This window comes from Tsukamurella paurometabola DSM 20162 (assembly GCF_000092225.1).
Taxonomy (GTDB): domain Bacteria; phylum Actinomycetota; class Actinomycetes; order Mycobacteriales; family Mycobacteriaceae; genus Tsukamurella; species Tsukamurella paurometabola.
Genome location: NC_014158.1, coordinates 162,425 through 187,604 on the forward strand (window position 1 = coordinate 162,425; position 25,180 = coordinate 187,604).

At 68.7% G+C, this 25,180-nt stretch carries 16 protein-coding genes; 15 read left to right on the forward strand and 1 reads right to left on the reverse strand.

All coding sequences use genetic code 11. The features are described from left to right. Window positions 1–37 precede the first annotated feature (37 nt). From TPAU_RS23055 to TPAU_RS00865, 12 genes are all read left to right on the forward strand, one after another. The gene (locus tag TPAU_RS23055; protein ID WP_013124869.1) at window positions 38–2,245 is read left to right on the forward strand and encodes a SpoIID/LytB domain-containing protein; all 2,208 of its coding nucleotides are present in this window, start codon (window positions 38–40) and stop codon (window positions 2,243–2,245) included. 58 nt (window positions 2,246–2,303) lie between these two features. Beyond that, a complete protein-coding gene (gene glf / locus TPAU_RS00815) occupies window positions 2,304–3,512 on the forward strand; it encodes a UDP-galactopyranose mutase (RefSeq protein ID WP_013124870.1) in 1,209 nt (402 codons plus the stop codon). After that, window positions 3,509–5,464: a glycosyltransferase gene (locus TPAU_RS00820; RefSeq protein ID WP_013124871.1), complete on the forward strand. Its 1,956-nt coding sequence runs from the start codon at window positions 3,509–3,511 to the stop codon at window positions 5,462–5,464. The genes glf and TPAU_RS00820 overlap by 4 nt, the downstream gene beginning before the upstream one ends. Beyond that, window positions 5,461–6,069: a phosphatase PAP2 family protein gene (locus TPAU_RS00825; protein ID WP_013124872.1), complete on the forward strand. Its 609-nt coding sequence runs from the start codon at window positions 5,461–5,463 to the stop codon at window positions 6,067–6,069. Before TPAU_RS00820 ends, TPAU_RS00825 begins: the two co-directional genes overlap by 4 nt. Continuing rightward, window positions 6,069–6,989: a decaprenyl-phosphate phosphoribosyltransferase gene (locus tag TPAU_RS00830; RefSeq protein ID WP_013124873.1), complete on the forward strand. Its 921-nt coding sequence runs from the start codon at window positions 6,069–6,071 to the stop codon at window positions 6,987–6,989. Before TPAU_RS00825 ends, TPAU_RS00830 begins: the two co-directional genes overlap by 1 nt. Continuing rightward, window positions 6,967–8,970, forward strand: coding sequence for an arabinofuranosyltransferase AftB family protein (locus tag TPAU_RS00835; RefSeq protein ID WP_013124874.1), 2,004 nt, complete (start codon window positions 6,967–6,969; stop codon window positions 8,968–8,970). Before TPAU_RS00830 ends, TPAU_RS00835 begins: the two co-directional genes overlap by 23 nt. Window positions 8,971–9,069: 99 nt before the next feature. After that, window positions 9,070–9,981 (forward strand): alcohol dehydrogenase catalytic domain-containing protein, encoded by a 912-nt coding sequence (locus tag TPAU_RS00840; protein WP_013124875.1) that lies wholly within the window; start codon window positions 9,070–9,072, stop codon window positions 9,979–9,981. A gap of 148 nt (window positions 9,982–10,129) precedes the next feature. After that, window positions 10,130–11,092, forward strand: coding sequence for a GGDEF domain-containing protein (locus tag TPAU_RS00845; RefSeq protein ID WP_013124876.1), 963 nt, complete (start codon window positions 10,130–10,132; stop codon window positions 11,090–11,092). A gap of 84 nt (window positions 11,093–11,176) precedes the next feature. Next, window positions 11,177–12,817, forward strand: coding sequence for an alpha/beta hydrolase-fold protein (locus tag TPAU_RS00850; RefSeq protein WP_013124877.1), 1,641 nt, complete (start codon window positions 11,177–11,179; stop codon window positions 12,815–12,817). A gap of 97 nt (window positions 12,818–12,914) precedes the next feature. Further along, a complete protein-coding gene (locus tag TPAU_RS00855) occupies window positions 12,915–13,382 on the forward strand; it encodes a DUF732 domain-containing protein (protein ID WP_013124878.1) in 468 nt (155 codons plus the stop codon). A 6-nt stretch (window positions 13,383–13,388) separates the two neighbouring features. Next, window positions 13,389–14,393 (forward strand): cutinase family protein, encoded by a 1,005-nt coding sequence (locus TPAU_RS00860; protein ID WP_013124879.1) that lies wholly within the window; start codon window positions 13,389–13,391, stop codon window positions 14,391–14,393. Between the two features lie 18 nt (window positions 14,394–14,411). Continuing rightward, complete coding sequence (locus tag TPAU_RS00865; RefSeq protein WP_013124880.1) at window positions 14,412–15,353, forward strand: cutinase family protein; 942 nt, start codon at window positions 14,412–14,414, stop codon at window positions 15,351–15,353. 2 nt (window positions 15,354–15,355) lie between these two features. Here the strand turns inward: TPAU_RS00865 and TPAU_RS00870 are convergent, their stop codons facing one another. Next, entirely contained in the window at window positions 15,356–16,480 is a 1,125-nt protein-coding gene (locus TPAU_RS00870; protein WP_013124881.1) for an agmatine deiminase family protein, read from the reverse strand. Between the two features lie 393 nt (window positions 16,481–16,873). Between TPAU_RS00870 and TPAU_RS00875 the strand changes: the two genes are divergently transcribed. From TPAU_RS00875 to pks13, 3 genes are all read left to right on the forward strand, one after another. Beyond that, a complete protein-coding gene (locus TPAU_RS00875) occupies window positions 16,874–17,854 on the forward strand; it encodes a TIGR03621 family F420-dependent LLM class oxidoreductase (protein WP_013124882.1) in 981 nt (326 codons plus the stop codon). Window positions 17,855–18,067: 213 nt separating this feature from the next. After that, window positions 18,068–19,978: a long-chain-fatty-acid--AMP ligase FadD32 gene (gene fadD32 / locus TPAU_RS00880; protein ID WP_013124883.1), complete on the forward strand. Its 1,911-nt coding sequence runs from the start codon at window positions 18,068–18,070 to the stop codon at window positions 19,976–19,978. Window positions 19,979–20,058: 80 nt separating this feature from the next. Further along, on the forward strand, window positions 20,059–25,173 hold the full coding sequence (gene pks13, locus TPAU_RS00885; protein ID WP_013124884.1) for a polyketide synthase Pks13: 5,115 nt from the start codon (window positions 20,059–20,061) through the stop codon (window positions 25,171–25,173). Window positions 25,174–25,180: the final 7 nt, after the last annotated feature.

A 25,180-nucleotide genomic window follows, 5' to 3' on the forward strand; every position in this document is an offset into this window, starting at 1 on the left:
GACGGTGGCTCACACGCGTCGAGCTGAAGGAGAAACCATGCCCGTGTGGATCGACGGCGGTCCCCGTCGCCGCCGCGTACGGCGCACCCTCGCGATCGCGATGCTCCCGGCGATCGCCGTGGGCGGCGCGGCCCTGGTGTTCACTGGTGCCACCAGCACAGACGACCCGGCCCTCGCGGTCGGCAGCAACGTCACCTTCACCGGACAGGGCAACGGCCACGGCCGTGGCATGGGCCAGTGGGGCGCCTTCGGTTACGCCAAGGCCGGCTGGAAGGCCGAGCAGATCGTGGCGCACTACTACGGCGGCAGCGTGCTGTCCCGTGTCGATGTGAATCTCCCCGTCAAGGTCCAGCTCACCCAGCAGAAGTCGGTCAACGTCTTCGCCCCCGCGGGCGCGAAGGTCGGCGACGAGAACGTGGCGCCCGGCCAGGCCGTGCGCATCGACGGTGGTAACGCGGTCATCACCGAGGGGTGCGGCGGCAAGGTGGTCAAGACGATCCCGGCCGGAGACGGCACGGTGAGTCCGGTCAATCCCGCGGCGGGCCGCCCGGAGAACGAGATCCTGCGATTCTGCGGAAGCAACGCCAGCTACCGCGGCGCGCTCTCCACTCAGGACGGCAAGGTCTTCAACACCGTCAACATCGAGGACTACCTGCGCAGCGTGGTCCCCGTCGAGAGCAAGGTCGAATGGGCCGATCAGGGCGGTACCGAGGCGCTGCGCGCCCAGGCCATCGCCGCACGCTCCTACGCGCTGGCCGAGAGCGCCAAGCGCGGCGACCGGTACAACGACACCCAGGACTCGCAGGTCTACGGCGGTTTCGCCAAGGAGGATAAGCGCAGCGACGCCGCAGTCAGCTCCACCGCCGGCCTGGTGATGGCCAAGGACGGGTTCGCGGTGCCCACGGAGTTCTCCAGCTCGACCGGTGGATACACCGCGGGCGGCGACTTCACCGCGGTCAAGGACGACGGCGACGTGGTCTCCCCGTTCCGGAACTGGAACCAGTCGGTGCCCGCCACGAAGATCGCGTCGGAGTTCGGGGTCGGCAAACTCGAGTCGATCCGTATCACCAAGGTGCAGTCCGCAGCCGCACCCCGGGTCGCGCAGGTCGAGATCAAGGGCAGCGAGCGCACCGTGACCGCGTCGGGCGCGGATGTGCGCAAGAAGCTGGGCTTGCGGTCGGACTGGTTCGTGATCGACGGCCAGGGCGGTCCGGGTGCCGCGGCTGCACCGTCGGTGCCGAGCGCCCCCGCCGCCGGTTCCCAGAACCCGCCGACGTCGGCCCCCGCCCCCGCGCCGGTACCCGGCAACGTGGTGGACCGTCCGATCATCGCGGCCCCGGTCGACCCGTTCAACCCGGTGCCGACGGCGCCGAACTCGTCTCAGATCGCTCCTCCGGGTGCGACCACGGCGACGGTCTCGCCCTCCGGGGCCCCCGCAGTTCCGGCCGCACCCGCTGCTCCAGCGGCGCCTGCCGCCCCCGCGGCGGTACCCGGCGCGGCCACCCCGGCGGCGCCTGCCGCCCCCGCTGCTCCGGCCGCGCCCGCCGTCCCGACGGTGCCCGCCGCGCCCGGGGGAGCCGCCCCCGCCGTTCCGGCGGCACCGACCGCCCCCGCTGCGCCGACGATCCCCGGCATCCCCGCGCCCCCGGCGGCCGGCACCGGTATCGATGCGCTGCAGGGCCGAGCCATCACCGGCAAGGCCGCGGTCGAGGCCGCGTACCGCTCTGCCGGCGGCGAGAAGGGCACGCTCGGCCCGGTGGTCGCGAACCCGATCACGTTCCCGGACGGCTCGATGTTCCAGTCCTATGCGAACGGCACGATCTACTACACGCCGGCCAACGGTGCGCAGGTCGTCCCGTCGGGTATCGCCGCCCCGGCGACCCTGATGAACTGGGTCACCGCGTTCGCCGCGGGTGGAGCACCGTCGCTCCCGCCGCTGCCGCTGCTCAACCTGATTCCCGGGTGGGGCGATGTGCTGGGCATCAACCCCACACAGAGCGACACCCCGCCGGGTGTCCCCGCGGTGCCGGTGACGCCGGGCGCACCCGCCGCACCGTCGGCCCCCGCGGCACCTGCGGCACCTGCGGCCCCCGCGGCACCTGCGGCACCCGCCGTGCCGGCCGCACCGTCGGCCCCCGCAGCGGCACCCGCCGCCCCGGCTCCCGCGGCTTCCGCACCCGCTGCTCCGGCGGGTTCGGGGTCCACGCCGCTGCCCGTCCCGACGGTGCCCGGCGCGCCCTCCTGATCACAGCGACCGGCCGGGTGGCGCCGTGAGGCCCTCCCGGTCGGTACTCTGAGTGCCCGTGGCGAACACTTCCTCCCAGCCCTATGACCTCCTCGTGGTCGGATCAGGCTTCTTCGGCCTGACCGTCGCCGAGCGCGCAGCCAGCGAGCTGGGCAAGCGGGTCCTCGTCGTCGAGCGCCGCTCGCACCTCGGCGGCAACGCGTACTCCGAGCCCGAGCCCGAGACGGGCATCGAGATCCACAAGTACGGGGCGCACCTGTTCCACACCTCCAACGAGCGGGTGTGGGAGTACGTCAACAAGTTCACCGACTTCACCGGCTACCAGCACCGCGTGTTCGCGATGCACAAGGGCCAGGCCTACCAGTTCCCGCTGGGCCTCGGCCTCGTCAGCCAGTTCTTCGGCCGCTACTTCACGCCCGACGAGGCGAAGGCGCTGATCCAGGAGCAGGCCGCGGAATTCGATTCCAAGGATGCGCAGAACTTCGAGGAGAAGGCGATCTCGCTGATCGGGCGCCCCCTCTACGAGGCCTTCATCAAGCACTACACGGCCAAGCAGTGGGAGACCGACCCGAAGAATCTGCCCGCGGGCAACATCACCCGCCTGCCGGTGCGCTACACCTTCGACAACCGCTACTTCAACGACACCTATGAGGGTCTACCCGTGGACGGGTACACGAAGTGGCTCGAGAACATGGCCGCCTCCGACCTCATCGACGTGCGACTCGACACCGACTGGTTCGACGTGCGCGACGAGCTGACCGCCGCGTCGCCGGACGCCCCGATCGTCTACACCGGCCCCCTCGACCAGTACTTCGACTACTCCGCGGGCCGTCTCGGCTGGCGCACCCTCGACTTCGAGACCGAGGTGCTGCCCACCGGCGACTTCCAGGGCACCCCGGTCATGAACTACAACGACGCGGACGTGCAGTACACCCGCATCCACGAGTTCCGCCACTTCCACCCGGAGCGCAAGAACTACCCGACCGACAAGACGGTCATCATGCGCGAGTACGGCCGGTTCGCCGGCGACGATGACGAGCCCTATTACCCGATCAACACCCCGTCGGACCGCGAGATGCTGGCGGCCTACCGTGAGCTGGCGAAGACCGAGGCCGCGGAGCGCAAGGTGCTCTTCGGCGGCCGTCTGGGCACGTACCAGTACCTCGATATGCACATGGCCATCGCCAGCGCACTGTCGATGTTCGACAACACCCTGCGTCCGCACCTCGAGACGGGCGCGGCTCTGACCGAAGAGGCGAATCAGTGAGTTCCACCGATACTCAGGCGAAAACCCTTCTGCAGCGCGTCATCCTGCCGCGCCCGGGTGAGCCGCTCGACGTGCGCTCGCTGTATCTCGAAGAGGCCGAGACCAACTCACGTCGCTCGCACGCGCCCACGCGCACGTCGCTGAACATCGCCGGAGAGTCCGAGGTCAGCTTCGCCACCTACTTCAACGCCTTCCCGGCGTCGTATTGGCGCCGCTGGACGGTCCTGAAAGACGTGGTGCTGCGGATCGAGCTCAAGGGCACGGCCCGGGTCGATCTGTACCGCTCCAAGGTCGACGGTGCGCGGATCGCTCTGGGCGGCAACCTCGTCGAGACCGACGCCACCGGCTACGGCGTCGCCGAATTCGCCACCGATCTCGGCCCGTTCGAGGACGGCGGCTGGATCTGGTTCGACGTGACCGCCGATTCCGATACCGAGATCATCTCCGCAGGCTGGTACGCCACCGTCTCCGAGGAGGGCCTGCCGGACAAGCGCGTCACCGTCGGCATCCCCACCTTCAACCGGCCCGACGACGCTGTGGCCGCGATCCGCGCGCTCACCAGCGACCCGCTGGTCGACGAGGTGATCGACGCCGTCCTCATGCCCGATCAGGGCAACAAGAAGGTGATCGACCACCCGGATTACGCCGACGCCATCGCTCCCCTCGGTGACCGGTACCAGCGGTTCGAGCAGGGCAACCTCGGCGGCTCCGGCGGCTACGGCCGCATCATGTACGAGGCGCTGCGGCTCACCGACAGCCCCTACGTGCTGTACATGGACGACGACATCGCCATCGAGCCGGATTCGATCCTGCGCGCACTGCAATTCGCCCGCTTCGCCAAAACCCCGATGCTCGTCGGCGGCCAGATGCTGAACCTGCAGGACCGCAGCCACCTGCATTGCATGGGCGAGGTCATCGACCGGGGCGCCTTCATGTGGACCGCCGCCCCCTTCGTCGAATACGACCACGACTTCTCGAAGTACCCGCTCTCCGACAAGGAGAACAGCAAGAACCTGCACCGGCGCATCGATGTCGACGGCAACGGCTGGTGGATGTGCCTCATCCCGCGCGTCGCCGCCGAAGAGATCGGTCTGCCGATGCCGCTGTTCATCAAGTGGGACGACTGGGACTACGGCCTGCGGGCCGCCGAACACGGCTACCCCACGGCGACGGTGCCCGGCATCGCGATCTGGCACATGGCCTGGTCCGATAAGGATGACGCGATCGATTGGCAGGCCTACTTCCATCTGCGCAACCGACTGGTGGTCGCGGCGCTGCACCACGAGGGCAGCACCCGCGGCATCATGTCCAGCTCGATCAAGGCGCTCATGAAGCACCTGCTGTGCCTGGAGTACTCGACGGTCGCGATTCAGATCGAGGCCATGCGCGACTTCCTGCGCGGCCCCGAGGCGTTGTACGAGCTGCTTCCGACGGCTCTGCCCAAGGTCGCGGCCATGCGTAAGGAGTACCCGGATGCCGTGGTGCTCCCCAGCGCCACCGAGCTTCCGCGCACCACCGGCGCCGCGACCGCGCTCGGCACGAAGATCCCGCTGAACCCGATCACCAAGGTCAAGACCCTCGCAGCGGCGGTGCGCAACAACCTGCGCCCTGCCGATCCGCACAACCACGAGGTGCCGCAGGCCAACTACCCGCCGCTCGAGGCGCGGTGGTTCAGCTTGGGCCGGGTGGACGGCGTCACCGTCACCACGGCCGATGGTCGCGGCGTGGTCTATCGCCAGCGCGATCGGGAGAAGATGTTCGCGCTGATGCGCGAGAGCCTCACGGTGCACCGCGAGGTCGATCGCCGCTTCGAGGAGATGAAGCAGCGCTACCGGGCCGCGTACGGCGACCTGACCAGCCGCGAGGCGTGGTCGAAGATCTTCGAGCCCACGACGCCGGGAGCGGAGCGAGCGGGGCGAATCGAACCCGAGAACGCGGGGGAGCAGAAGTGAGCGACCGCGAGCCCGGACAGGGGGCGACGTTCGAACTGAACCCGGAGGAAGCCGCGCTGGTCGCCGTGCAGGCGAAGTTGGCGGACCGCCCGGGCGTGCTGCCCGCAGCGCGGGGGCTGAGCCATTTCGGCGAGCACTCCCTCGGGTGGATGGGGCTGGCGGCGCTCGGCGCCCTGCTGAGCAAGGACCGCCGTCGGCAGTACGTCACCGCGGGGGTCGGCGCGTTCGTCGCCCATGCCGCTTCCGTCGTGATCAAGCGGATCGTGCGCCGCCGCCGGCCCGATCACCCGGCGATCGCGGTGGGGGTGGGTACTCCCAGCAAGCTGAGCTTCCCGTCGTCGCACGCCACCAGCTCGACCGCCGGATCCATCCTGCTCGGCCGCGCTTCCGGCGTACCGGGAGGCGCCCTGCTGCTGCCCGCGGCCGTGGTGCCGCCGATGCTCACCTCGCGCATGGTGCTGGGCGTGCACTACCCGACCGACGTGGCGGCGGGTGCCGCCATCGGTGCGGCGACCGCACTGGCCGCGATCGAGGGTGAGAGACTGTGGACGCGCCGCGAGGCGCGCAAGGCCGGAAAGAATATGACGAAGGGGTCGGACAACTGATGAGCGAGGAGCCGATCGAGCACGGCGAGCCGAAGGTGCCGTCGAACCTCGCCACCGGATTGATCAAGGCGATGCGACCCCGGCAGTGGGTCAAGAACGTCCTGGTCGTGGTCGCACCGCTCGCCGCGGGCCGCGATCAGCTCGAGTTCGTCAACTTCCCGAACGTCGGGCTGGCCTTCATCGCCTTCTGCCTGGCCGCCTCGTCGATCTACCTGATCAACGACGCCCTGGACGTCGAGGCTGATCGCGCGCACCCGACCAAGCGGTACCGTCCCATCGCCGCCGGTGTGGTCCCGGTCAACGTCGCCTACGCCGTCGCATTCCTGCTGGCCGCTGGGGCGATCGGTGTTTCGCTCCTGGCCAACAAGGAGCTGGCGATCGTCATCGGTGCCTACCTGGTGATCCAGCTCGGCTACTGCCTGGGCCTCAAGCACCAGCCCGTGATCGACATCTGCATCGTCAGTTCCGGTTTCCTCCTGCGTGCCGTCGCCGGTGGGGTCGCCGCCGAGCTGCCCAAGGGCCTCTCGCAGTGGTTCCTGTTGGTGATGGCCTTCGGTTCGCTGTTCATGGCGGCCGGCAAGCGGTACGCCGAACTGCAGCTCGCCGAGCGCACCGGTGCCAAGATCCGCAAGTCGCTGGAGTACTACACCACCACCTACCTGCGGTTCGTGTGGACACTCGCGGCCACCTCGGTGGTCCTCTGCTACGGCCTGTGGGCATTCGACAAGACCACGCACCCGGACAACATCTGGTACACCCTCTCGATGGTGCCGTTCACCGTCGCCATCCTGCGGTACGCCGTCGATGTCGACGGTGGCGAGGCCGGCGAGCCCGAGGAGATCGCCCTGGGCGACCGCGTGCTGCAGGTCCTCGCAGTCATGTGGATAGGAACGGTCGTTGCCGCGGTCTACTTCGCCTGATGCTTCGGCGGTCGGCCGGACCGCCTCGACGAGCTCCTTCCCGCTGCCCCGAGTCACCCTGTGGCTCGGGGTCGCGGCGTGTGCGGTGCTGTTCGGCTATGGCGCGTGGCAACGCCGGTGGATCGCCGACGACGGCCTGATCGTGCTGCGTACCGTGCGCAACCTCCTGGCCGGGAACGGTCCCGTCTTCAACATGGGCGAACGCGTCGAGGTCAACACCTCCGCCGCCTGGACCTACATCATCTGGTTCTTCTCCTGGATCAGCGGTGTGCAGACCGAGTACGTGGTGCTGACGGTGGCGCTGGTGCTGTCCGTCGCCGCGATCCCGCTGGCCATGCTCGGCACGGCGCGGCTGTACAAGGGCGGTGCCGGATGGAAGGGGCTGCGCGGCTCGGGCCTGCTGCTGCTCCCCGCGGGCGGCCTCGTCTACATGGCGCTTCCACCCGCGCGGGACTTCGCGACGTCCGGCCTCGAGGTCTCGCTCACCATCTTCTGGGTGGCTCTGCTGTGGTGGCTGGCGATCGCCTGGTCGCAGCAGGACCGCGATCCGCGCGATCCGAAGGACGTGAGGCGGTCCTGGATCATCACGCTCACGACCGCCTTCGTCGCCGGTCTGTCCTGGCTGGTGCGCCCCGAGATGGCGGTGGTGGGCGGTCTGGTGCTGGTGGTCATGGTGCTCGCGCCGATCGGCCTCAAGCAGCGCCTCGCCGTGATCGCCGTGGCCGGGTTCCTCCCGGTGGCGTACCAGATCTTCCGGATGGGCTACTACGGCCTCCCGGTGCCGAACACCGCGATCGCCAAGGACGCCAGTGGTTCCAAGTGGGACCAGGGATTCCTCTACCTCACGAACCTGGTCGAGCCGTACTCACTGTGGCTCCCCGTGGTGGCACTGGCGATCGCCGTGCCCCTCATCGTGCTCCCCGCTCGCGGTGCCCGCACCCCGCTCACGGGCGGCTTCCGGCTGCCTCGCGGCGGTGTCACCGGCCTGCGTGACCACCTGCAGCGGCCCGCGGTGATCGTCGCGGTCATGTTCCTCGGCGGGGTCATCGAGACGCTGTACTGGTTGCGTCAGGGCGGCGATTTCATGGCCGGCCGTGTGCTGCTCGCTCCGCTGTTCCTGTTGCTGTTGCCCGTGATGGTGATCCCGCTGCGGATTCCGTCGCGGCAGGAGGGCGATTCGCGGATCAAGGGCGCGGCACGGTTGCTCGGCGGATCCGCCGGCGCCGCCGTCGCCGCGGTGCTGTGGGTGTTGGTGATCGGCTGGGCTCTGCACGCCTCGACCTTCCGGGGGATGCCCGACGGTACCGCCATCGGCAAGACCGGCATCGTCGACGAACGTGCCTTCTACTCCTTGCAGACCGGGAAGTCGCACCCGATCACGGCGGACGACTACCTGGACTACCCGCGGATGAAGTCACTGCAGGAGATCCTGCGGCAGACCCCGCGCGGCGGCGTGTACCTGCCGTCGTTCGACTACGACTGGTGGTTCATCGATCCGCTGCCCTATCCGCGGCCGCCGGACGTCCCGCTCACCCAGACCGTGTTCTTCACCAACCTGGGCATGACCTCGATGAATCTTCCACTGGACGTACGGGTCTGGGACCAGGTGGGGTTGGCGTGGCCGGTCGCCACGCACACCGCACGGCTCGAGGACGGGCGCATCGGACACGATAAGGAGATGTTCCCGGACTGGGCCGTCGCCGAGGCGAAGGCCTACCCGAAGCGGCCCGCACTGCCGCCGCACATCGATCCGAACTGGGTGAACCAGGCGAGGCTCGCGCTCACCTGTCCGCAGATCCAGCAGCTCCGCGACTCCTATTCGGCGCCGATGACCTTCGATCTGTTCAAGCGGAACTTCAAACTCTCCATCGCGACGATGGGCATGCGGATCGACCGGGTGCCCGAATACACCCTGCGCATGTGCCGGATGGACGTGCCGCCGCCGCTCACCCCCGAGCAGTACACGATGCCCAAGAACTGACCGGGTCCGGCTCGAACACCATCGGATCGGGCGCGGTATACGGTGGAGGGCGGTCTCGGTCCATCAGCGACCGACGTGATTTCCGAACGGTTGGAATAGGTGACATTCGCTGGGCGCAGCATAGGTTTTCGCAACTACGGCGGTCCGGATGTCTTGGTCCCACTGCACGATGAGAAGGCACTCGACGGTCCGGGGCGCGTGCTCGTGCGCACCGCCTTCTCCGGGGTCAATCCGGTGGACGTCAGTTTTCGCATCGGTCGCATGGACGCCTTCGTCGGCGATATCGCGGCCGGGTTCGTTCCGGGCATGGAGTGCTGCGGTGAGGTGGTCGCCAGCTCTGCGCCCGGTCTGCCCGTCGGCCGCGTCGTCAACGCCCTGGTCCTGCCGGGGCCCGCACCGCGTACGGGCGCGTACGCCGAGTTCGTCCAGGTTGACGCGGACCGCGTCGGCACCGTCCCGGCGGGTTTGTCCCCGCGGGCCGCGGCCTGTATCCCGCTGAACGCGGTCACGGCATCGTCGATCCTGCGCTCCCTGGATCCGGCGGTCGAGACGGTCGTCATCACCGGTGCCGCGGGCGCGCTGGGCCGGTTCCTGGTCTATGCCAGCGGTGCGGCGGGCTACCGGACGATCGCCCTGGCCCGCCCGGGCGACGAGGCGCTGCTTCGCGGTCTGGGTGCCGATGATCCGGTCGGCGACGAGCTGCGCACGCCTGATGTGATCATCGATGCGGCCAATCTCGGTGCTGCACTGTCGGACCGGTTCACTTCGGCGGGCACCGTGGTCCGCGTCCGCGCGGATACCGAGTACTCGCTTCCGCACGCATCGCTGATCACCGCCACTGTGCGGGAGGCGACGGATGTGGCTGCGCACCTCGACTGGTGGAACGGCCGGATCGGCGGACATCCGGAGGTGGTGGGCGTGGTCGAGACCTTCGCCCCGGAGGCGGCCGGTGCCGCGCAGGAGCGGCTGTCAGTGCCCGGCCGCCGCGGCAGGAGCGCTCTGCGCTGGTGAGCGCCGTATCGGCGGCGTCGCGCGGTCCGCGGGGCTGACGAACCACGCACGTTCCGCCTCTCCCTGACGGGTGCTGGCGAAGTCCGGCGCGACTGCCCGATACCGGCTATATTTTGGAGCTGCAAAACCCGGTAGACGAGAGGCTCCGATGACCGTTCAACTCCATCCGCGCGAGCACGACCGTGTCGCCGCGGTTCGATCGCTGCGGATCATGGGCTCGGATCCCGTGCCCGATCTCGACCGCATCGCCGAGCTCTCCGCCGCGCTGTGCGAGGTGCCCTTCGGCTCCGTCAATGTGATCGACTTCGACCGGCACTACACCGTGGCCTCGGTCGGTGCGCCGCGCATCCACGCCTCCCGCGAGGACTCCCTGTGCTCGCTCGCCGTGGAGGGCGATCAGGTGATCTACGCGGTGGACGCCAAGAAGGACGACCGGTTCCTCGGTAAGCGATTCCTCGACATCGCGGACCCGCCGATCCACCTGTTCGCGGCGGCCCCGATCTGCACCGCCGACCGGCTGCCCGTGGGGACCGTCCGGGTGTACGGGAGCGAGCCGAGGCAGTTGAGCGAGCGCCAGCTGCGCGGCCTCGAAGACCTGGCGGATCTCGCGATGAGCGTATTGGAGCTGCGTAGCGCGGCTCGCACACTGCACAACACGGCCACCACCGATGCCGTGACCGGGCTGCCGAACCGGCATGCGATGGATCTGATGGTCTCCGAACGCGAGTCCGCGGGGATCCGTCTCATCGCGTACGCCGACCTTGACGACTTCAAGCGGATCAACGACTCGTTCGGCCACCAGTTCGGTGATGCGGTGCTGCGTGCAGTGGCGCGCCGGATCGACGCGGCGATCGGCGAGGACGATGTGGTGTACCGGGTCGGCGGCGACGAGTTCGTCATCGCGGCCCGGGAGAGCGATGTTCCGCTCGAGGACATGGTCGATCGGTTGCGCGCCGCGGTGAGCGACTCGCCGGTCACTGTCGACGGGCGCCCGATAACGGTCAGTGCCACGGTGGGCGCCGTGCAGGTGCCGGTCGGCGGCGACCCGGCGGCGGCGATCGATGCGGCCGATGCCGCGATGTACCGGGCCAAGGGGAATCGCTTCGTCTGACCCGGGTGTCCGCGTGGGACCGCTGCACCGAATCACATGCATGTAAGACTGGTTCGGTCAGGGGCGATCCACGAAGGAGAATCGATGCACCGCGCGGGCCGAATCGGAACGCTGCTCGTCGCCGGGGTGATGGCGGTGGGTGCCGTCGTCGCTCCCGGTCCGGCCGGGGTCGGTGCGCCGGCGCTCGCCGAGCCCGCCCCCGCGCAGTCGCGCATCCTGGGTGCCGCGTGGGCGGGCGATCATCGTGTGGATCTCACCGTCTTCTCCGCCGCGATGGGCGGGAACGTCACGGTCGCTCTGCTGCTCCCGCGGGACTGGCACGCCGATCCCAAGGCGAGGTTCCCCACGCTCTACCTGCTCGACGGTATGCGTGCACGGGATGATCAGAGCGGCTGGCTATTGGAGACCAACGCGGCCGAGTTCTACCGCGACAAGAACGTCACCGTGGTGCTGCCCGTAGGGGGTCAGTCCAGTTGGTACACCGACTGGCGCCGCCCCGACAACGGCAAGAATTACAAGTGGGAGACCTTCCTCGCCAAGGAGCTGCCGCCCCTGCTGCAGCAGGGGTGGCGTGCCACCGAGGCTCGCGCCGCCGCCGGTGTCTCGATGGGCGGCACCGCGGCGTTCACTCTCGCGGCCCGCAACAAGGGGCTGTACCGGTTCGCGGGTTCGTACTCCGGCATCCTGTCGATGAGCTCTCCCGGCACCCCGGAGTCGGTGGGTTTGGCCATGCGGGACGCCGGCAACTTCGATTCCGATGCCATGTACGGCCCACCAACGGATCCGGCTTGGGCGCAGCATGATCCGCTCAAACTCGCGGACCAGCTCCGCGGCGTGAGCCTGTACTTCAGCTCCGGCAACGGCTCGTCGTCGTCGAGTGGGCAGCCCGCCGAACTCCAGGCCATGGCGCTGGAGGTGCTCGCACGCTCGTCGAACCAGGCTTTCGCCGTCGAGCTGAACCGGAAAGGCATCCCCGCCAACGCGATCTACCGCCCGTCGGGCGATCACAGCTGGCCGTACTGGCAGTTCGAGAACGCTCAAGCCTGGCCGCAGGTGCAGGCCGCGCTCGGTGTCCCCGACCCGCGGCCCTGTTCGGCGGCGGGCGCGATCGGTGAACTCGCGCCCAAGGTTGCGGCCCTCGGCTCGTGCGTCACCGTCGAATACCCGGTGCCCGGCGGCCGCGCCCAGGACTTCCGCGTTGGCCAGATCTATTGGACCGCCGACACCGGCGCCCAGGTGGTGGGCGGCGCCATCGCCGGTGCGTACCTCGGCACCGGCGGACCGGGAGGAGCGCTGGGATTCCCCACCGGTGGCGAGCAGCCACTGCCCGACAAGAAGGGGCGCTACCAGCAGTTCCAGAACGGCACCGTGTACTGGTCTCCGCAGACCGGTGCCCGCGCCGTGCGCGGCGCCATCAAGGACAAATACGCAGGCGCGGGCTACGAGCGGTCGCCGCTGGGCCTCCCGGTCTCCGACGAGCAGCGGTTGCGCACCGGCGGCGGCGCCTTCCAGCGCTTCCAGGGCGGCACCGTGTACTGGTCGCCGAAAACCCCCGCCACGGTGGTGCCGAACGGACCGATCTTCGCCGAATGGGGTCGGCAGGGCTACGAGGCCGGCCGGCTCGGCTACCCCGTGGCCGACGCGGTGCCTGCACCGGGCGGTGTGGAGCAGCGTTTCGAGCGCGGTGTGATCGCGCTGGTCAACGGAGCTACGGAAGTGCGTTGACCGCCTATCCGAGGGTTGCCGGTCCGATCGCCGGTAGCCTGGCAGCGTCGTAGCGGGCACGTGCCCGAGGTACTTATCAGGGATTGGGTGAGTTCACATGGCAGGACTGCGCGGAGCACTCGCAGTGGCAGTGATGACGGGCGGCGTGCTCCTCGGCGCGGTCGCGTGCGGCGGCAGCTCGACGGTGTCCGCCCCCACCACGGCGGTCGACGGCGGCGGCCCCACGTCGCTGCCCGCCACCGCCCCGGAGTCGTCCGCGAGCGTCCCGTCGGGCTACCCCGGCCCGCCGTCGGTGGCCAGCTCGCCCAAGGACAAGGAGTTCGTCGCGAAGATGCGCTCCGAGGGCCTCGTCGCTTCCGATGAGACCATCATCGGCGCAGCACAGTACACGTGCGACGCGCTCTCGCAGAGCCCCAATCCGCGCTATGTCGAGACCCTGGTCAAGGGGATGCTCGGCCCGTCGCGCACCGGTGATGGCGTCTCGGCCGATAAGGCCGACAAGCTCGCCACCGATGATGCGAACAAGCTGATCGCGGAGGCGAAGTCCTCCTACTGCAAGAAGTAGCCGACGATGAGCCAACAGCCCGGACCGTCCGGCGGACGGAAGGTGAGCCCCGCAGCGATCGGCGTCGCCGTGATCGTGCTGATCGCGGTGATCCTCGTGATCATCCTGCTGATCACTCTGCTCAAGCCGGGGCCCAGTGGCCCTGATATCGGTGCGCCCGACTCCTCGTCGAGCGCACCGTCGACCGCGGACCGGCCCAAGAGCCAACCGGCGGATTGCCCCGATGTGCAGGTGATCTCGGTCCCCGGGACCTGGGAGTCCAAGGCCACCGACGATCCCTACCGGCCGACCTTCAACCCGAACTCGTTGATGCTCAAGGTGACCGGGCCATTGCAAGGCGCCTTCGCCAAAGACCGGGCCGATATCTGGACCACCCCCTATGTGGCGCAGCTGTCCAACCCGGTCGCCATCCCGCCGGACGGCCAAGCCTCCTACGAGGCCTCGCGAACCGAGGGCTACACCAAGTCGGTCGCGCAGATGAAGAAGGTCTACGACCGGTGCAAGCTCACCGGTTTCGTGCTGATGGGCTTCTCCCAGGGCGCCGTGATCGCGGGCGATATCGCCGGCGAGATCGGCGCGGGCAAGGGCGTGATCCCGGCGGAGAACGTGCTCGGGGTGGGCCTGATCTCCGATCCGCGGCGTGAGCCCGGCGACGCCCGCACCGCGGGCCCCAACCCGCCCGGCGTGGGCGTCGAAGTGGCCTACGGTGGCTTCAGCTTCATGAGCCTGGCCCTGCGCGGCAAGCGCGAGGGCGGGTTCGGTGCGGTCAAGGACCGGACCGTTTCGCTGTGCGGCAACAAGGATCCGATCTGCAACCAGCCCAAGGACATCTTCCAGGCCGGTCAGCTCGCCACCACCCTGCCGGAGTTGGAGAAGGTGCTCACCGGCAACTCGCACGCGCTGTACGCGACCACCGCCGACTGGTCCTCGAACGGGCAGACGGCCACTCAGTGGCTGCAGGGCTGGGCGCGTGGCGTGATCGACAAGGCGCCTAAGCCTGCGCACAGCTAGCCCTGGTATTCACGACACATGGCAGGCAACGGAAAGCGCGCCCTGAACGTGATGGGCATTGCGATCGCGATCGCGGCGCTCATCGCGATCATCGTGGTGATCGCCCTGATCATCTCGATGCTCAACAAGCCCGGTCCCACCCCGCCGGGTCCGCCCGGTGGCCAACAGGCCGCGGACTGCCCCGATGTGCAGGTGATCTCGATCCCGGGCACCTGGGAGTCCTCGGCCACGGACGATCCGGTGAACCCCCGATTCAACCCGAGGTCACTGATGCTGCAGGTCAGCACACCCCTGGCGAAGCGGTACCCGAAGCTGCGAGCAGATATCTGGACGGTGCCCTACGTGGCTCAGTTCCACAATCCGGTGGCGGTGCCGCCGGACGGCCAGATGACCTACGCCGCCTCGCGGCAGCAGGGCACCGACCGGGCGATCGCGCAGATCAACAAGGTCAACGAGCGGTGCGGGCGTACCGGATTCGTGTTGATGGGCTTCTCTCAGGGGGCGACCATCGCCGGCAACATCGCCGCGCAGATCGGCGCCGGACAGGGACCGGTGGCCGCGGAACGGCTGATCGGCGTGGGCCTGATCTCGGACAGCCGCCGGGTGCAGGGCGAGGGTCGCGCGATCGGCCCCGACCCCGCGGGTGAGGGGGTCGAGGTGACCTTCTCCGGCTTCAACGCCTTCGGTGTCGACTTGCAGGGCAAGCGCAAGGGCGGATTCGGCGCGGTCGACGACAAGGTCGTCACGATCTGCGGCAGCAACGATCCCATCTGCAACCAGCCGAAGGGCGGCCTGCTGGGCCTGGCCACCGGTCTGCCGCAGGTGATCTCGACGGTCACTCAGAATTCGCACGCGGCCTACGGCACCACCAGCGACTGGAGCCTCGACGGCAAGACGGCGACCCAGTGGCTCACCGGCTGGGCCATCGGCGTGATCGATAAGGCGCCGAAGACGAAGTAGCGCTAGCGCACCGGCTGCTGCTGGGTGGCGCAGTGGATTCCGCCGCCGCCCCCGGCGATGGGGTCGATGTCCAACTGCACCACCTCGCGGCCGGGAAACAGCCGCTGCAGCGTGGCACGCGCCTCGCCGTCGGTTTCCGCATCGCCGAACTGCGGGCTGATCACAGCTCCGTTGCACAGGTAGAAGTTGATGTATCCGGCGGCGAAGTCATCGTCCTCGGCGTACGCCTCGCGGACCGTCGACGGAGTGCGCAGTACCTCGACGGTGAGCCCGCGGCCCTTGGCGTCCGTGGCGCCGCGGAGGATGTCGAGGTGACGCCGGGTCACGTCGTAGTCGAAGGACTCCGGGTCTTCGTCGAGGCCGGCCACCACCACGCCGGGGGAGGCGAATCGGGCGTAGAAGTCGGTGTGCCCGTCGGTGATGTCCCTGCCCTTGATCCCGGGCAGCCAGATCACCCGGTCGATGCCGAGTAGGTCGCTCAATTCGGCTTCGACCTGCTGCTTGGTCCAGCCGGGGTTGCGATTGTCGTTGAGCACGCAGCTCTCGGTGATGATCGCCGTGCCCTCACCGTCCACTTCGATGCCGCCGCCCTCCAGCACCAGGTCGGTGCGGAGCACCTCGGCGCGGGCCTGCGCGGTCACCAGCCCGGCGACCCTGGCATCCGATGTGTGGCGCTGCTTGTTGCCCCAGCCGTTGAAGTTGAAGTCGACGCCGGCGAGCCCCTGATCGCCCTTGACGAACACCGGGCCGGTATCGCGGATCCACAGGTCGTCGAGTTCGGCGGCCACCAGCGTGACGCCCGGGGCGTTGCCGATGAGTTCCTTGGCGCGGCCCATCTGGTCGGCGCTGACCAGCATCGAGACCGGTTCGAACCGCGCGATGGCGGTGGCGATGAGGGCCAGTGAGCGTTGCACGCCCGGGGCGCGGTCCTTGCCCCAGATGTCCTCGCGCGCAGCGAAGGCCATCCAGGTCCGCTCGTGGGGGTCGCCCTCGTCGGGCATGTGCCAGCGCCGGCCTCGACGGTCGATCGGTGAGCGCTCCGCGGGGCTGCCCGACGGTGCGCCGCACGCCGCGAGCACGAATCCCACGAGGGCGGTTCCCGCTTGGACGAATCGGCGGCGGTTCATCTGTCACCTCATCTGGAGTAGCGCTGTGTGCTGAGAAGCTAGCAGTACGTCGCGAAACTGTTGCGCTGAGCGCGAACGCGGCCACTATGTCCACGGCCGCCTGCTCAGCGACAGTTTCGCGAGGTGCCCCGGGATCTGATCGATGTGCAGTTCTACAACGGCGCCGAGCGGGGCCGGTCGCTCCGGAACACCGGACGCACGCGACTTTCGGTGACCTGGCCCGCCGAAACACCGCAGCGAGGGCGAAAAAGTCCAGGTCCGGTGAGTTGTGCGGACCGGACAAAATCCGAGAGCGGCGAGCGCCGACGGTGCGCTCCGTGTGGCGGGGGCACGCTCGCGCAACGGTTAGGCTGTGCGCAACGTCAACAGCCGTCGACCAGGAGTACCCACACAGTGACCACTGAACCCCGCAAGTTCCGTTTCGCAGCGGGTGGTGCAGGCAACGCCGACGAGGGTGGGGCGCGGAAGTTCGTCAAACTCGCCCAGGAGGCCGAGGAGCTGGGCTTCGACACCTTCGCCATCCCGGACCGGCTGGACGCCCAGGTGGGCCCGCTCGCCGCGCTCGGCGCCCTGGCCGTGAGCACCTCCACCATCCGGCTGGCCACCTCCATGCTGGCGATGCCCTTCCGGCACCCCGCGGTGCTGGCCAAGGAACTCACCACCATCGACGTGCTGTCCAAGGGCCGTCTCGAGATCGGTCTGGGCCTCGGAGCCTTCAAGGACGATTTCGACCAGGCCGGCATCGAGTTCGAGAGCCCCGACCGCCGGTTGCAGCGCCTCGACGAAGGCCTGACGGTGCTCGACACCCTGCTGCGCGGTCAGGAGGCGGAGTTCGAGGGCGAAATCTTCTCGGTGCAGGCGCTCAAGGGCTATCCCCGGCCCCGGCAGGGCCCGAGGCCACCGATCGCCATCGGCGCCGGGGCCCGGCGCACGCTGGAGCTCGCTGCGCGCCGCGCGGACGTGGTCTCGATCAACCCGCGCAGCTCGGCCGAGGGCATGCTCAAGATCTCGGACATGTCGATGGATGCCGTGAAGAACAAGGTGGAGGTCGTGAAGGCCGCTGCGGGCGAGCGCTTCGCCGATATCGAGCTGTCCTGGTCGATCGCCACCATCGTGGTCACCGACGATCGCGAGCAGGTCGCGGACTTCGCGCTCAAAGCGATCGAGCGAGGCCTCTCCGCGAGCATCGAGATCGACAAGGAGGTCACCATCGATGACGTGCTGAACTCGCCGTACCTGGCGATCGGCACGTTCGACGAGATCGCCGATCAGGTGCGCGCGACCCGCGCCGCGACCGGTATGTCGTACGTGGGTGTCGTGCCCACCCAGATGGAGGCCTTCGCACCCGTCCTCGAGCAGCTCAAGGGCGAGTGATGCGACCTTGCGGTTTTCGTCCGTGCCGACGGTGCGCGGTACGATAGCTGGGTTTGCGGATTTTCGCGGCGTGTCCAGGACTGAAACGGGCCGGACGAGTTGCGGATATCAAGCACTATGAGGTGGCCCACAGCCCGGCAACGGGGCGTGGCCGCCAGGCGATGAATTACCTACGACCGTAGTCACCCCGAGACGGTCTCCGAGGAGCGATGCATGAACAACGAGTTTGACCAGTTTCTGGACGAAGACGGCAATATCTTCTTCCGCCCCGGAACGACGCTGGTCGACTTCGTGGAGCGCAATGCACGTGAGCGCGCCGACACGCTGGCCTACCGCTTCATCGACTACAGCCGCGAGCGTGACGGCGAAGTCCACGAGCTGACCTGGGCGCAGTTCGGTGCCCGCCTGCGCGCCATCGGTGCCCGCCTGCAGCACATCACCAAGCGTGAGGACCGGGTTGCGATCCTCGCCCCGCAGGGCTTGGACTACGTGACCGCCTTCTTCGGCGCCCTGTACGCGGGCAACATCGCCGTGCCGCTGTTCAGCCCCGACGAGCCCGGCCACACCGACCGCCTGCGCATCGTCCTCGAGGACTGCAAGCCCACCGCGATCCTCACCTCGTCGGGCTCCGCCGAGGCCTGCCGCAACTTCTTCCGTCACCTCCCGGCCAAGGAGCGTCCGCGCATCATCGCCGTCGACGCCATCCCGGACTCGGTGGGCTCGACGCTCAAGCCCTTCCCGATCTACCGCGACACCATCGCGTACCTGCAGTACACCTCGGGCTCCACTCGCAACCCCGCCGGTGTGCAGATCACCTACGAGGCCGTCGGCACGAACGTGATCCAGATGATCCACGCGCTGGACCTCAATGAGAACTCCCGCGGCGTCACCTGGCTGCCGATGTTCCACGACATGGGCCTGCTCACCGTGATCCTTCCTGCGCTGGGCGGTAAGTTCATCACGATCATGAGCCCGTCGGCGTTCGTGCGCCGGCCCGGCCGCTGGATCAACGAGCTCGCCGCCGTCGAGGACGGCGCCGAGACCTTCGCCGCGGCCCCGAACTTCGCCTACGAGCACGCCGCCGCCCGCGGACTGCCGAAGGAGGGCGAGACCCTCGACCTGTCGAACGTCAAGGGCCTGATCAACGGCTCGGAGCCGGTCACCGTCTCGTCGATGAAGAAGTTCAACGACGCCTTCGCCCCGTACGGTCTGTCGCCGAAGGCGATCAAGCCCTGTTACGGCATGGCCGAGGCCACCCTGTTCGTCAGCTCGACCCCGGTCGAGAACGAGGCCCGCGTGGTCTACGTGGACCGCGACAGCCTGGCCGCCGGCACCTTCGTCGTCGCCGACGAGAACGCCGAGGGCGCCGTTCCGCAGGTGTCCTGCGGCGACGTCGCGCTGAGCCAGTGGGCGTGCATCGTCGACCCCGAGACCGGCAAGGAGCTGCCGGACGATTCCGTCGGCGAGATCTGGCTGCACGGGATGAACATCGGCTCCGGCTACTGGGAGCGGGCCGAGGAGTCGCGCGAGACCTTCCAGAACTACGTGACCCCGCTGTCCGAGGGCACCCACTCGGCCGGGGTGAAGAACCTGGAGAAGGCCCGCTGGCTGCGCACCGGCGACTTCGGGGTCTATCACGACGGCGAGCTGTACATCACCGGCCGCGTCAAGGACCTGGTGATCGTGGATGGTCGCAACCACTACCCGCAGGACATCGAGTTCACCGCGCAGGAGTCGAACACCAAGTACATCCGTACCGGCTACCTCGCCGCCTTCTCGGTGCCGGCGAACGAGTTGCCGCAGGCCGTCTTCGAGAACGCGCACTCGGGCCTGACCTATGACCCGAACGACCAGTCCGAGCAGCTGGTGATCGTGGCAGAGCTCGGCGCCGGTGGCGCGAAGCAGGACCAGCAGGCCCTCGCCGACGGCATCCGCTCCGCGGTGGGCGCCGCACACGGCGTGCTCGCCCGCGACATCCTCCTGGTCCCCGGCGGCTCGCTGCCCCGCACCAGCTCGGGCAAGATCGCTCGGCGCGCGGGCCGGGCCGCCTACATCGACGGCACGCTGCGCGGCGGGTACACCCAGCAGGCGTTCCCCGATGCCGAGGCGAACAACGTCCAGTAGCGCTCACCTGCGCTCGCCCACACAACTTCATCACACGCGACTGGGTAACCCACGGTCTCGACGCGAAGGGTAGACACAACATGGCTGAGAACGAGTACACCCCCCATGAAGGCCCGACCGGCAAGGCCCGTGAGGATCTGAGCCTCGAGGAACTGCGCGCGTGGATGCGGCAGTGGATCGCGGACGCCACCAAGCAGCCCGTCGAGAACATCACCGATGACAAGTCGCTCGACGAGTTCGGCCTGGGCTCGCGCGACGCGGTCTCCATGGCGTCGGACATCGAGGATTTCACCGGCGTCCAGCTGACGGCCACCGTCGCCTTCCAGCATCCGACGATCGCCCTGCTCAGTCAGCGCATCATCGACGGTGACCCGGTGGTCTCCGACGACGATCTCGCCGCCGAGGCGGCGCAGTACGACCGTGGCGAGGAGTTCGAGGCGAACCGCGGAACGCACGACGTGGCCGTGGTCGGTCTCGCGACGCGCTTCCCCAAGGCGGGGGAGACCCCCGAGTCCACGTGGGAGTTCCTCATCGGGAACGGCGACGCCACCACCGATCTGCCCGAGGACCGCTGGCTGGAGTTCAAGCAGGACCCGCGCCTGAAGGCCGTACTCGACGAGGCCAACACGTTCGGCGGCTACCTCGACGACGTGGCCTCCTTCGACGCCGAGTTCTTCCAGATGACCCCGCGTGAGGTCGAGATGGTCGATCCGCAGCAGCGGCTCGCGCTCGAACTCACCTGGGAGGCGCTGGAGCAGGCCAACATTCCGCCCAGCTCCGTCAAGGGCACCCGCACCGGTGTGTGGATGGGCAGCTCCGCCAACGACTACCAGATGCTGGCCGTGGCCGACCCGACGAAGGCCAATCCGTACGCGCTGACCGGCACGTCGACCTCCATCGTCGCAAACCGCGTCTCCTACTTCTACGATTTCCACGGCCCGTCGGTCGCGGTCGACACCGCGTGCTCGTCCTCGCTGGTGGCGATCCACCAGGCCATCCGCAGCCTGCGCGACGGCGAGACCGATATGGCCGTCGCCGGCGGTGTGAACATGCTCATCGTGCCCGCCGCGACGCTGGGCTTCGACAGCCTCGGCGCGCAGGCGCCCGACGGCAAGATCAAGGCCTTCAGCTCGGACGCCAACGGCATGATCCGCGCTGAGGGCGGCGGCGTCGTGCTGCTCAAGCGGCTCGCCGACGCCGAGCGCGACGGCGACGACATCCTCGGTGTGATCGCCGGCTCCGCCGTCACCTCCGATGGCAAGTCCAACGGCATCTTCGCGCCGAACCCGGAGGCGCAGGTGATCAACCTGCGCGACGCCTACATCGACGCCGGTATCGACCCGCGCACCGTGGATTACCTCGAGGCGCACGGCACCGGCACCATCCTGGGCGATCCGCTCGAGGCCGACGCCATCGGCCGCGTTCTCGGCCGCGGCCGCGACGCCGAGAAGCCGCTGTTGCTCGGTTCGGCGAAGACCAACTTCGGCCACCTGGAGGCGGCCGCGGGTATCGCCGGCGTCGCCAAGGTGCTGCTCTCGATCCGCAACGGCCAGATCCCCGCCTCGCTGAATTTCGCCGGCCCCAACCCGTACATCCAGTTCGAGGCCAATCGCCTCCTGATGGCGGCGCGGAACACCGAGTGGCCCCGGTACTCCGGCCACCGGATCGCCGGCGTCACGGGTAACGGTTTCGGCGGCACCAACGCCCACGTGGTCATCACGGAGTACATCGCTCCCGAGATCGTCGAGGGCGAAACCGAAGCGGACGCTGCGGATTCCGCGGACCCGAATGCGGTGCCGGAGTTCTACGCGGCCACCGCCGACGGTGTCGCGGTCCCGCTCGTGCTCACCGCCTACGTCCCGTCGCGCCGCCGCGCGGCCGCCGCTGAGCTCCTCGAATGGCTGGAGTCCGACGAGGCCACGCAGTATTCGCTGGCCGAGATCGGTCGTACCCTCGCCAGTCGCAACCACGGCCGTGTCCGTTCGGTGGTCCTGGCCAAGGATCTCGACGAGGCGATCAAGGGATTCCGCGCGATCGCCGAGGGCAAGAACGCGCCGAACGTGATCTCCGCCAACCAGCCGGACGCGACCGGTCCGGCGTTCATCTTTTCCGGTTTCGGCAGCCATCACCGCAAGATGGCCAAGCAGCTCTACCTCGAGAACCCCGTGTTCAAGCACTACTTCGACGAGGTCAACGAGCTGATCATCGACGAGTCGGGCGACGACTACGCCGAGATGATCACCGACGACGCGCAGACCTTCCACATCGAGACCGGCCAGGTGGGCATCTTCGCCATCCAGGTCGCACTCGTGGGCCTGTTCCGCCATCACGGCATCGAACCCGGTGTGGTGCTGCCGCATTCGATGGGCGAGGCCACCGCGGCCTGGCTCACCGGCGGCCTCTCGCTGGAAGACGCCGTGCGCGTCATCTGCAACCGCTCGCGCCTGATGGGCGAGGGCGAGGCCATGCTCCCCGAGGAGATGGAACGATTCATGGCGCTGGTGGAGTACAGCGCCGACGACATCGACACCGTGCTGGGCGAGTACGAGGGCCTGGAGATCTGCGTCTACGCCGCGCCCACGCACACTGTGATCGGCGGCCCCGGCAAGGTGATCGACCAGATCGTCGCCGAGACCGAGGCCAAGGGCCTCATGGCTCGCAAGCTCGTCACCCGCGGTGCCTCGCACACCTCGCAGATGGACCCGCTGCTCGGCGAACTGCAGGCCGAGCTCATGGGTATCGAGCCGCACCCGCTGAAGTACCCGATGTATTCCACCGTGAACAAGGAGGAGTTCTATCGTGCGGGGCACGCCCCGGTGCACGATGTGGACTACTGGATCAAGGGCCTGCGCCACAGTGTCTGGTTCACCCAGGCCGTGGAGAAGGCCGTCGAGGCCGGCTACCGCACCTTCATCGAGTTCTCCCCGAACCCGATCACCCTGATCTCCGTGGCCGCGGTGACGTTCGGCTCCGGTATCCAGGACGCCGCGCTGGTGCAGACGCTCAAGCGCAAGGAGGACGAGCCCGGCACGATCATGACCGCGCTCGCCACCGTCTTCGCACACGGCCACCACGTGGACGTCGCCTCGCTCTTCGGCCCCGGCCGGTACGCACCCGTGCCGCGGACGAAGTTCCAGCGCAAGCACATCTGGATCCAGACCAAGCTGCCCGACGGCGGCTCGGGCATGGTTCCCGGCGCGCATGTGGCGCTGCCCGACGGCCGGCACGTGTGGCAGCTCGATGCGGGCGCGCTCACCCTGGGCGATCAGACGCGGATCTCGCTGGTCGACCTCGCGAAGAATGCCGCCGTCCAGGTACTCGACGGTGCCGCGGTCACCGCGGCGGTCGAGCACGGCGAGGCCGCGGACGGGAACACCCTGACCACCACGCTGACCCCGCACCCGGGCGGCGCATCGATCCAGGTGCACGAGAACACCGGCACGGGCTTCCGGCTGCTGCTCGACGCCGTCGTGGTGGGCGGCGAGGCCTCCGGCAGCGCCGCGGCGCCGCTCATCACCAAGGCCGCGCCCGCCGCGATCGCGGACGATGCCGACGACGCGCTCGACGCCGAGCCCGCGATCGCCGTCTCCGAGGAGACCGAGGCCCCCGCCCCCGAGGGCAGCAGCACCGAGCGCTGGTCGCCCGAGTCCGGGGAGACCGTCGAGCACCGCCTCGGCGTGATCATCGCCGAGACCATGGGATTCGAGATCGAAGACCTCCCCAAGGAGATCCCGCTCATCGACCTCGGCATGGACTCGCTGATCGCCATGCGCATCAAGAACCGCGCCGAGTACGAGTTCGACATCCCGCCGATCCAGATCCAGGCGGTGCGCGATGCATCGTTCAACGATGTGGTGCAGTTCGTGGAGTACGCGGTGGAGCACCGTGACCAGGTCGACGCGCTGGCCGAGCACCAGTCCGGCACCGGTGAGATGGCCGATGCCGGCAAGCTCGCCGAGATGATGCAGGCCGCGAAGGACGAGGCCGCCGCCAAGGCGTCCGCGCCGGAGAGCGCACCGGAGTCCGAGCCTGCCGCACCGTCGGAACCCGAAACCGGCAGCGACGCACCCGATCTGCTCGACGGAGCCGCCGTCGCGGAGGCCATCGGCGACGGTGTGCCCCCGCGCGACGCGGCCGAGCGCCTCACCTTCGCGACCTACGCGATCGTCGTGGGCCGCTCGCCCGGCGGCGTGTTCAACGAGCTCGATGTGCTGAGCGAGGACGTCGCGGAGAAGCTCACCGCGCGACTGTCCGAGCGGGCCGGCGGCGAGGTGGACATCGAGGACGTCATCGACTCGAAGAACATCGAGGAGATGGCCACCTACGTGGGCGCCGTGATGAACGAGGCCACCCCGGTGGACGGATTCGTCCGCACCCTGCGCAAGCCGGAGAACACGAATCGCAAGCCGCTCTTCCTGTTCCACCCCGCCGGCGGCAATACCACCGCCTACGAGGCACTGCTGCGCAAGCTGCCGCAGGATCTGCCGGTCTACGGATTCGAGCGGGTCGAGGGCGAGGTCGAGGACCGGGTGCGCGAGTACCTGCCCAAGCTCAAGCAGATCCAGCCCGAGGGGCCGTACCGGCTCGCGGGCTGGAGCCTCGGCGGCGCCTTCGCCTACGGGCTCGGCCGCGCCCTGGAGGACGAGGGCCAGCAGGTGGAGTACATCGGCCTGCTGGACGTGGTGGCCCCGACGGTCCCGCTCACCGACGAGCCCGCCGAGAAGAAGGCCCGCCTGCAGCGCTGGGAAACCTTCGCCCGCAAGAACTACGACATCGGCAGCGAGATCGAACTCCCGATGGACCGGCTCGAAGCGGCGGACGACGAGGGCCAGTTCAAGATCATCATGGAACTGGTGCAGCTCTCCGATAAGAAGGTGCCCACCTCGATGATCGAGCACCAGCGCACGTCGTTCATCGACAACCGCATGCTGATCAAGGTGAACCCCGCCGACTACGGCCGGTTCGAGGGCAAGGTCACGCTGTACCGCGCCGACCGCATGCACGACGGTGCGGTCGAGCTGGAGCCGAACTTCGCGGACATCGCGCCGGACGGCGGCTGGGCGCCCGTGGTGGAAGACCTGGAGATCGTGAAGATCGGCGGCGATCACCTGCAGATCATCGACGAGCCGTACATCGGAAAGATCGCCACGCACATGTCGGCCGAGCTCGAACGAGCCGACGCCGAGCGGTCCTGACGAAGGG

Bases quoted from the DNA above. Each gene is read 5' to 3' on its own strand.
- TPAU_RS00870 (WP_013124881.1), bottom strand. From the start codon at position 16,480: ATGAACCGCCGCCGATTCGTCCAAGCGGGAACCGCCCTCGTGGGATTC.
- TPAU_RS00845 (WP_013124876.1), top strand. From the start codon at position 10,130: ATGACCGTTCAACTCCATCCGCGCGAGCACGACCGTGTCGCCGCGGTT.
- TPAU_RS00850 (WP_013124877.1), top strand. From the start codon at position 11,177: ATGCACCGCGCGGGCCGAATCGGAACGCTGCTCGTCGCCGGGGTGATG.
- TPAU_RS00860 (WP_013124879.1), top strand. From the start codon at position 13,389: ATGAGCCAACAGCCCGGACCGTCCGGCGGACGGAAGGTGAGCCCCGCA.
- pks13 (WP_013124884.1), top strand. From the start codon at position 20,059: ATGGCTGAGAACGAGTACACCCCCCATGAAGGCCCGACCGGCAAGGCC.
- TPAU_RS00855 (WP_013124878.1), top strand. From the start codon at position 12,915: ATGGCAGGACTGCGCGGAGCACTCGCAGTGGCAGTGATGACGGGCGGC.
- TPAU_RS00865 (WP_013124880.1), top strand. From the start codon at position 14,412: ATGGCAGGCAACGGAAAGCGCGCCCTGAACGTGATGGGCATTGCGATC.
- TPAU_RS23055 (WP_013124869.1), top strand. From the start codon at position 38: ATGCCCGTGTGGATCGACGGCGGTCCCCGTCGCCGCCGCGTACGGCGC.
- fadD32 (WP_013124883.1), top strand. From the start codon at position 18,068: ATGAACAACGAGTTTGACCAGTTTCTGGACGAAGACGGCAATATCTTC.
- TPAU_RS00830 (WP_013124873.1), top strand. From the start codon at position 6,069: ATGAGCGAGGAGCCGATCGAGCACGGCGAGCCGAAGGTGCCGTCGAAC.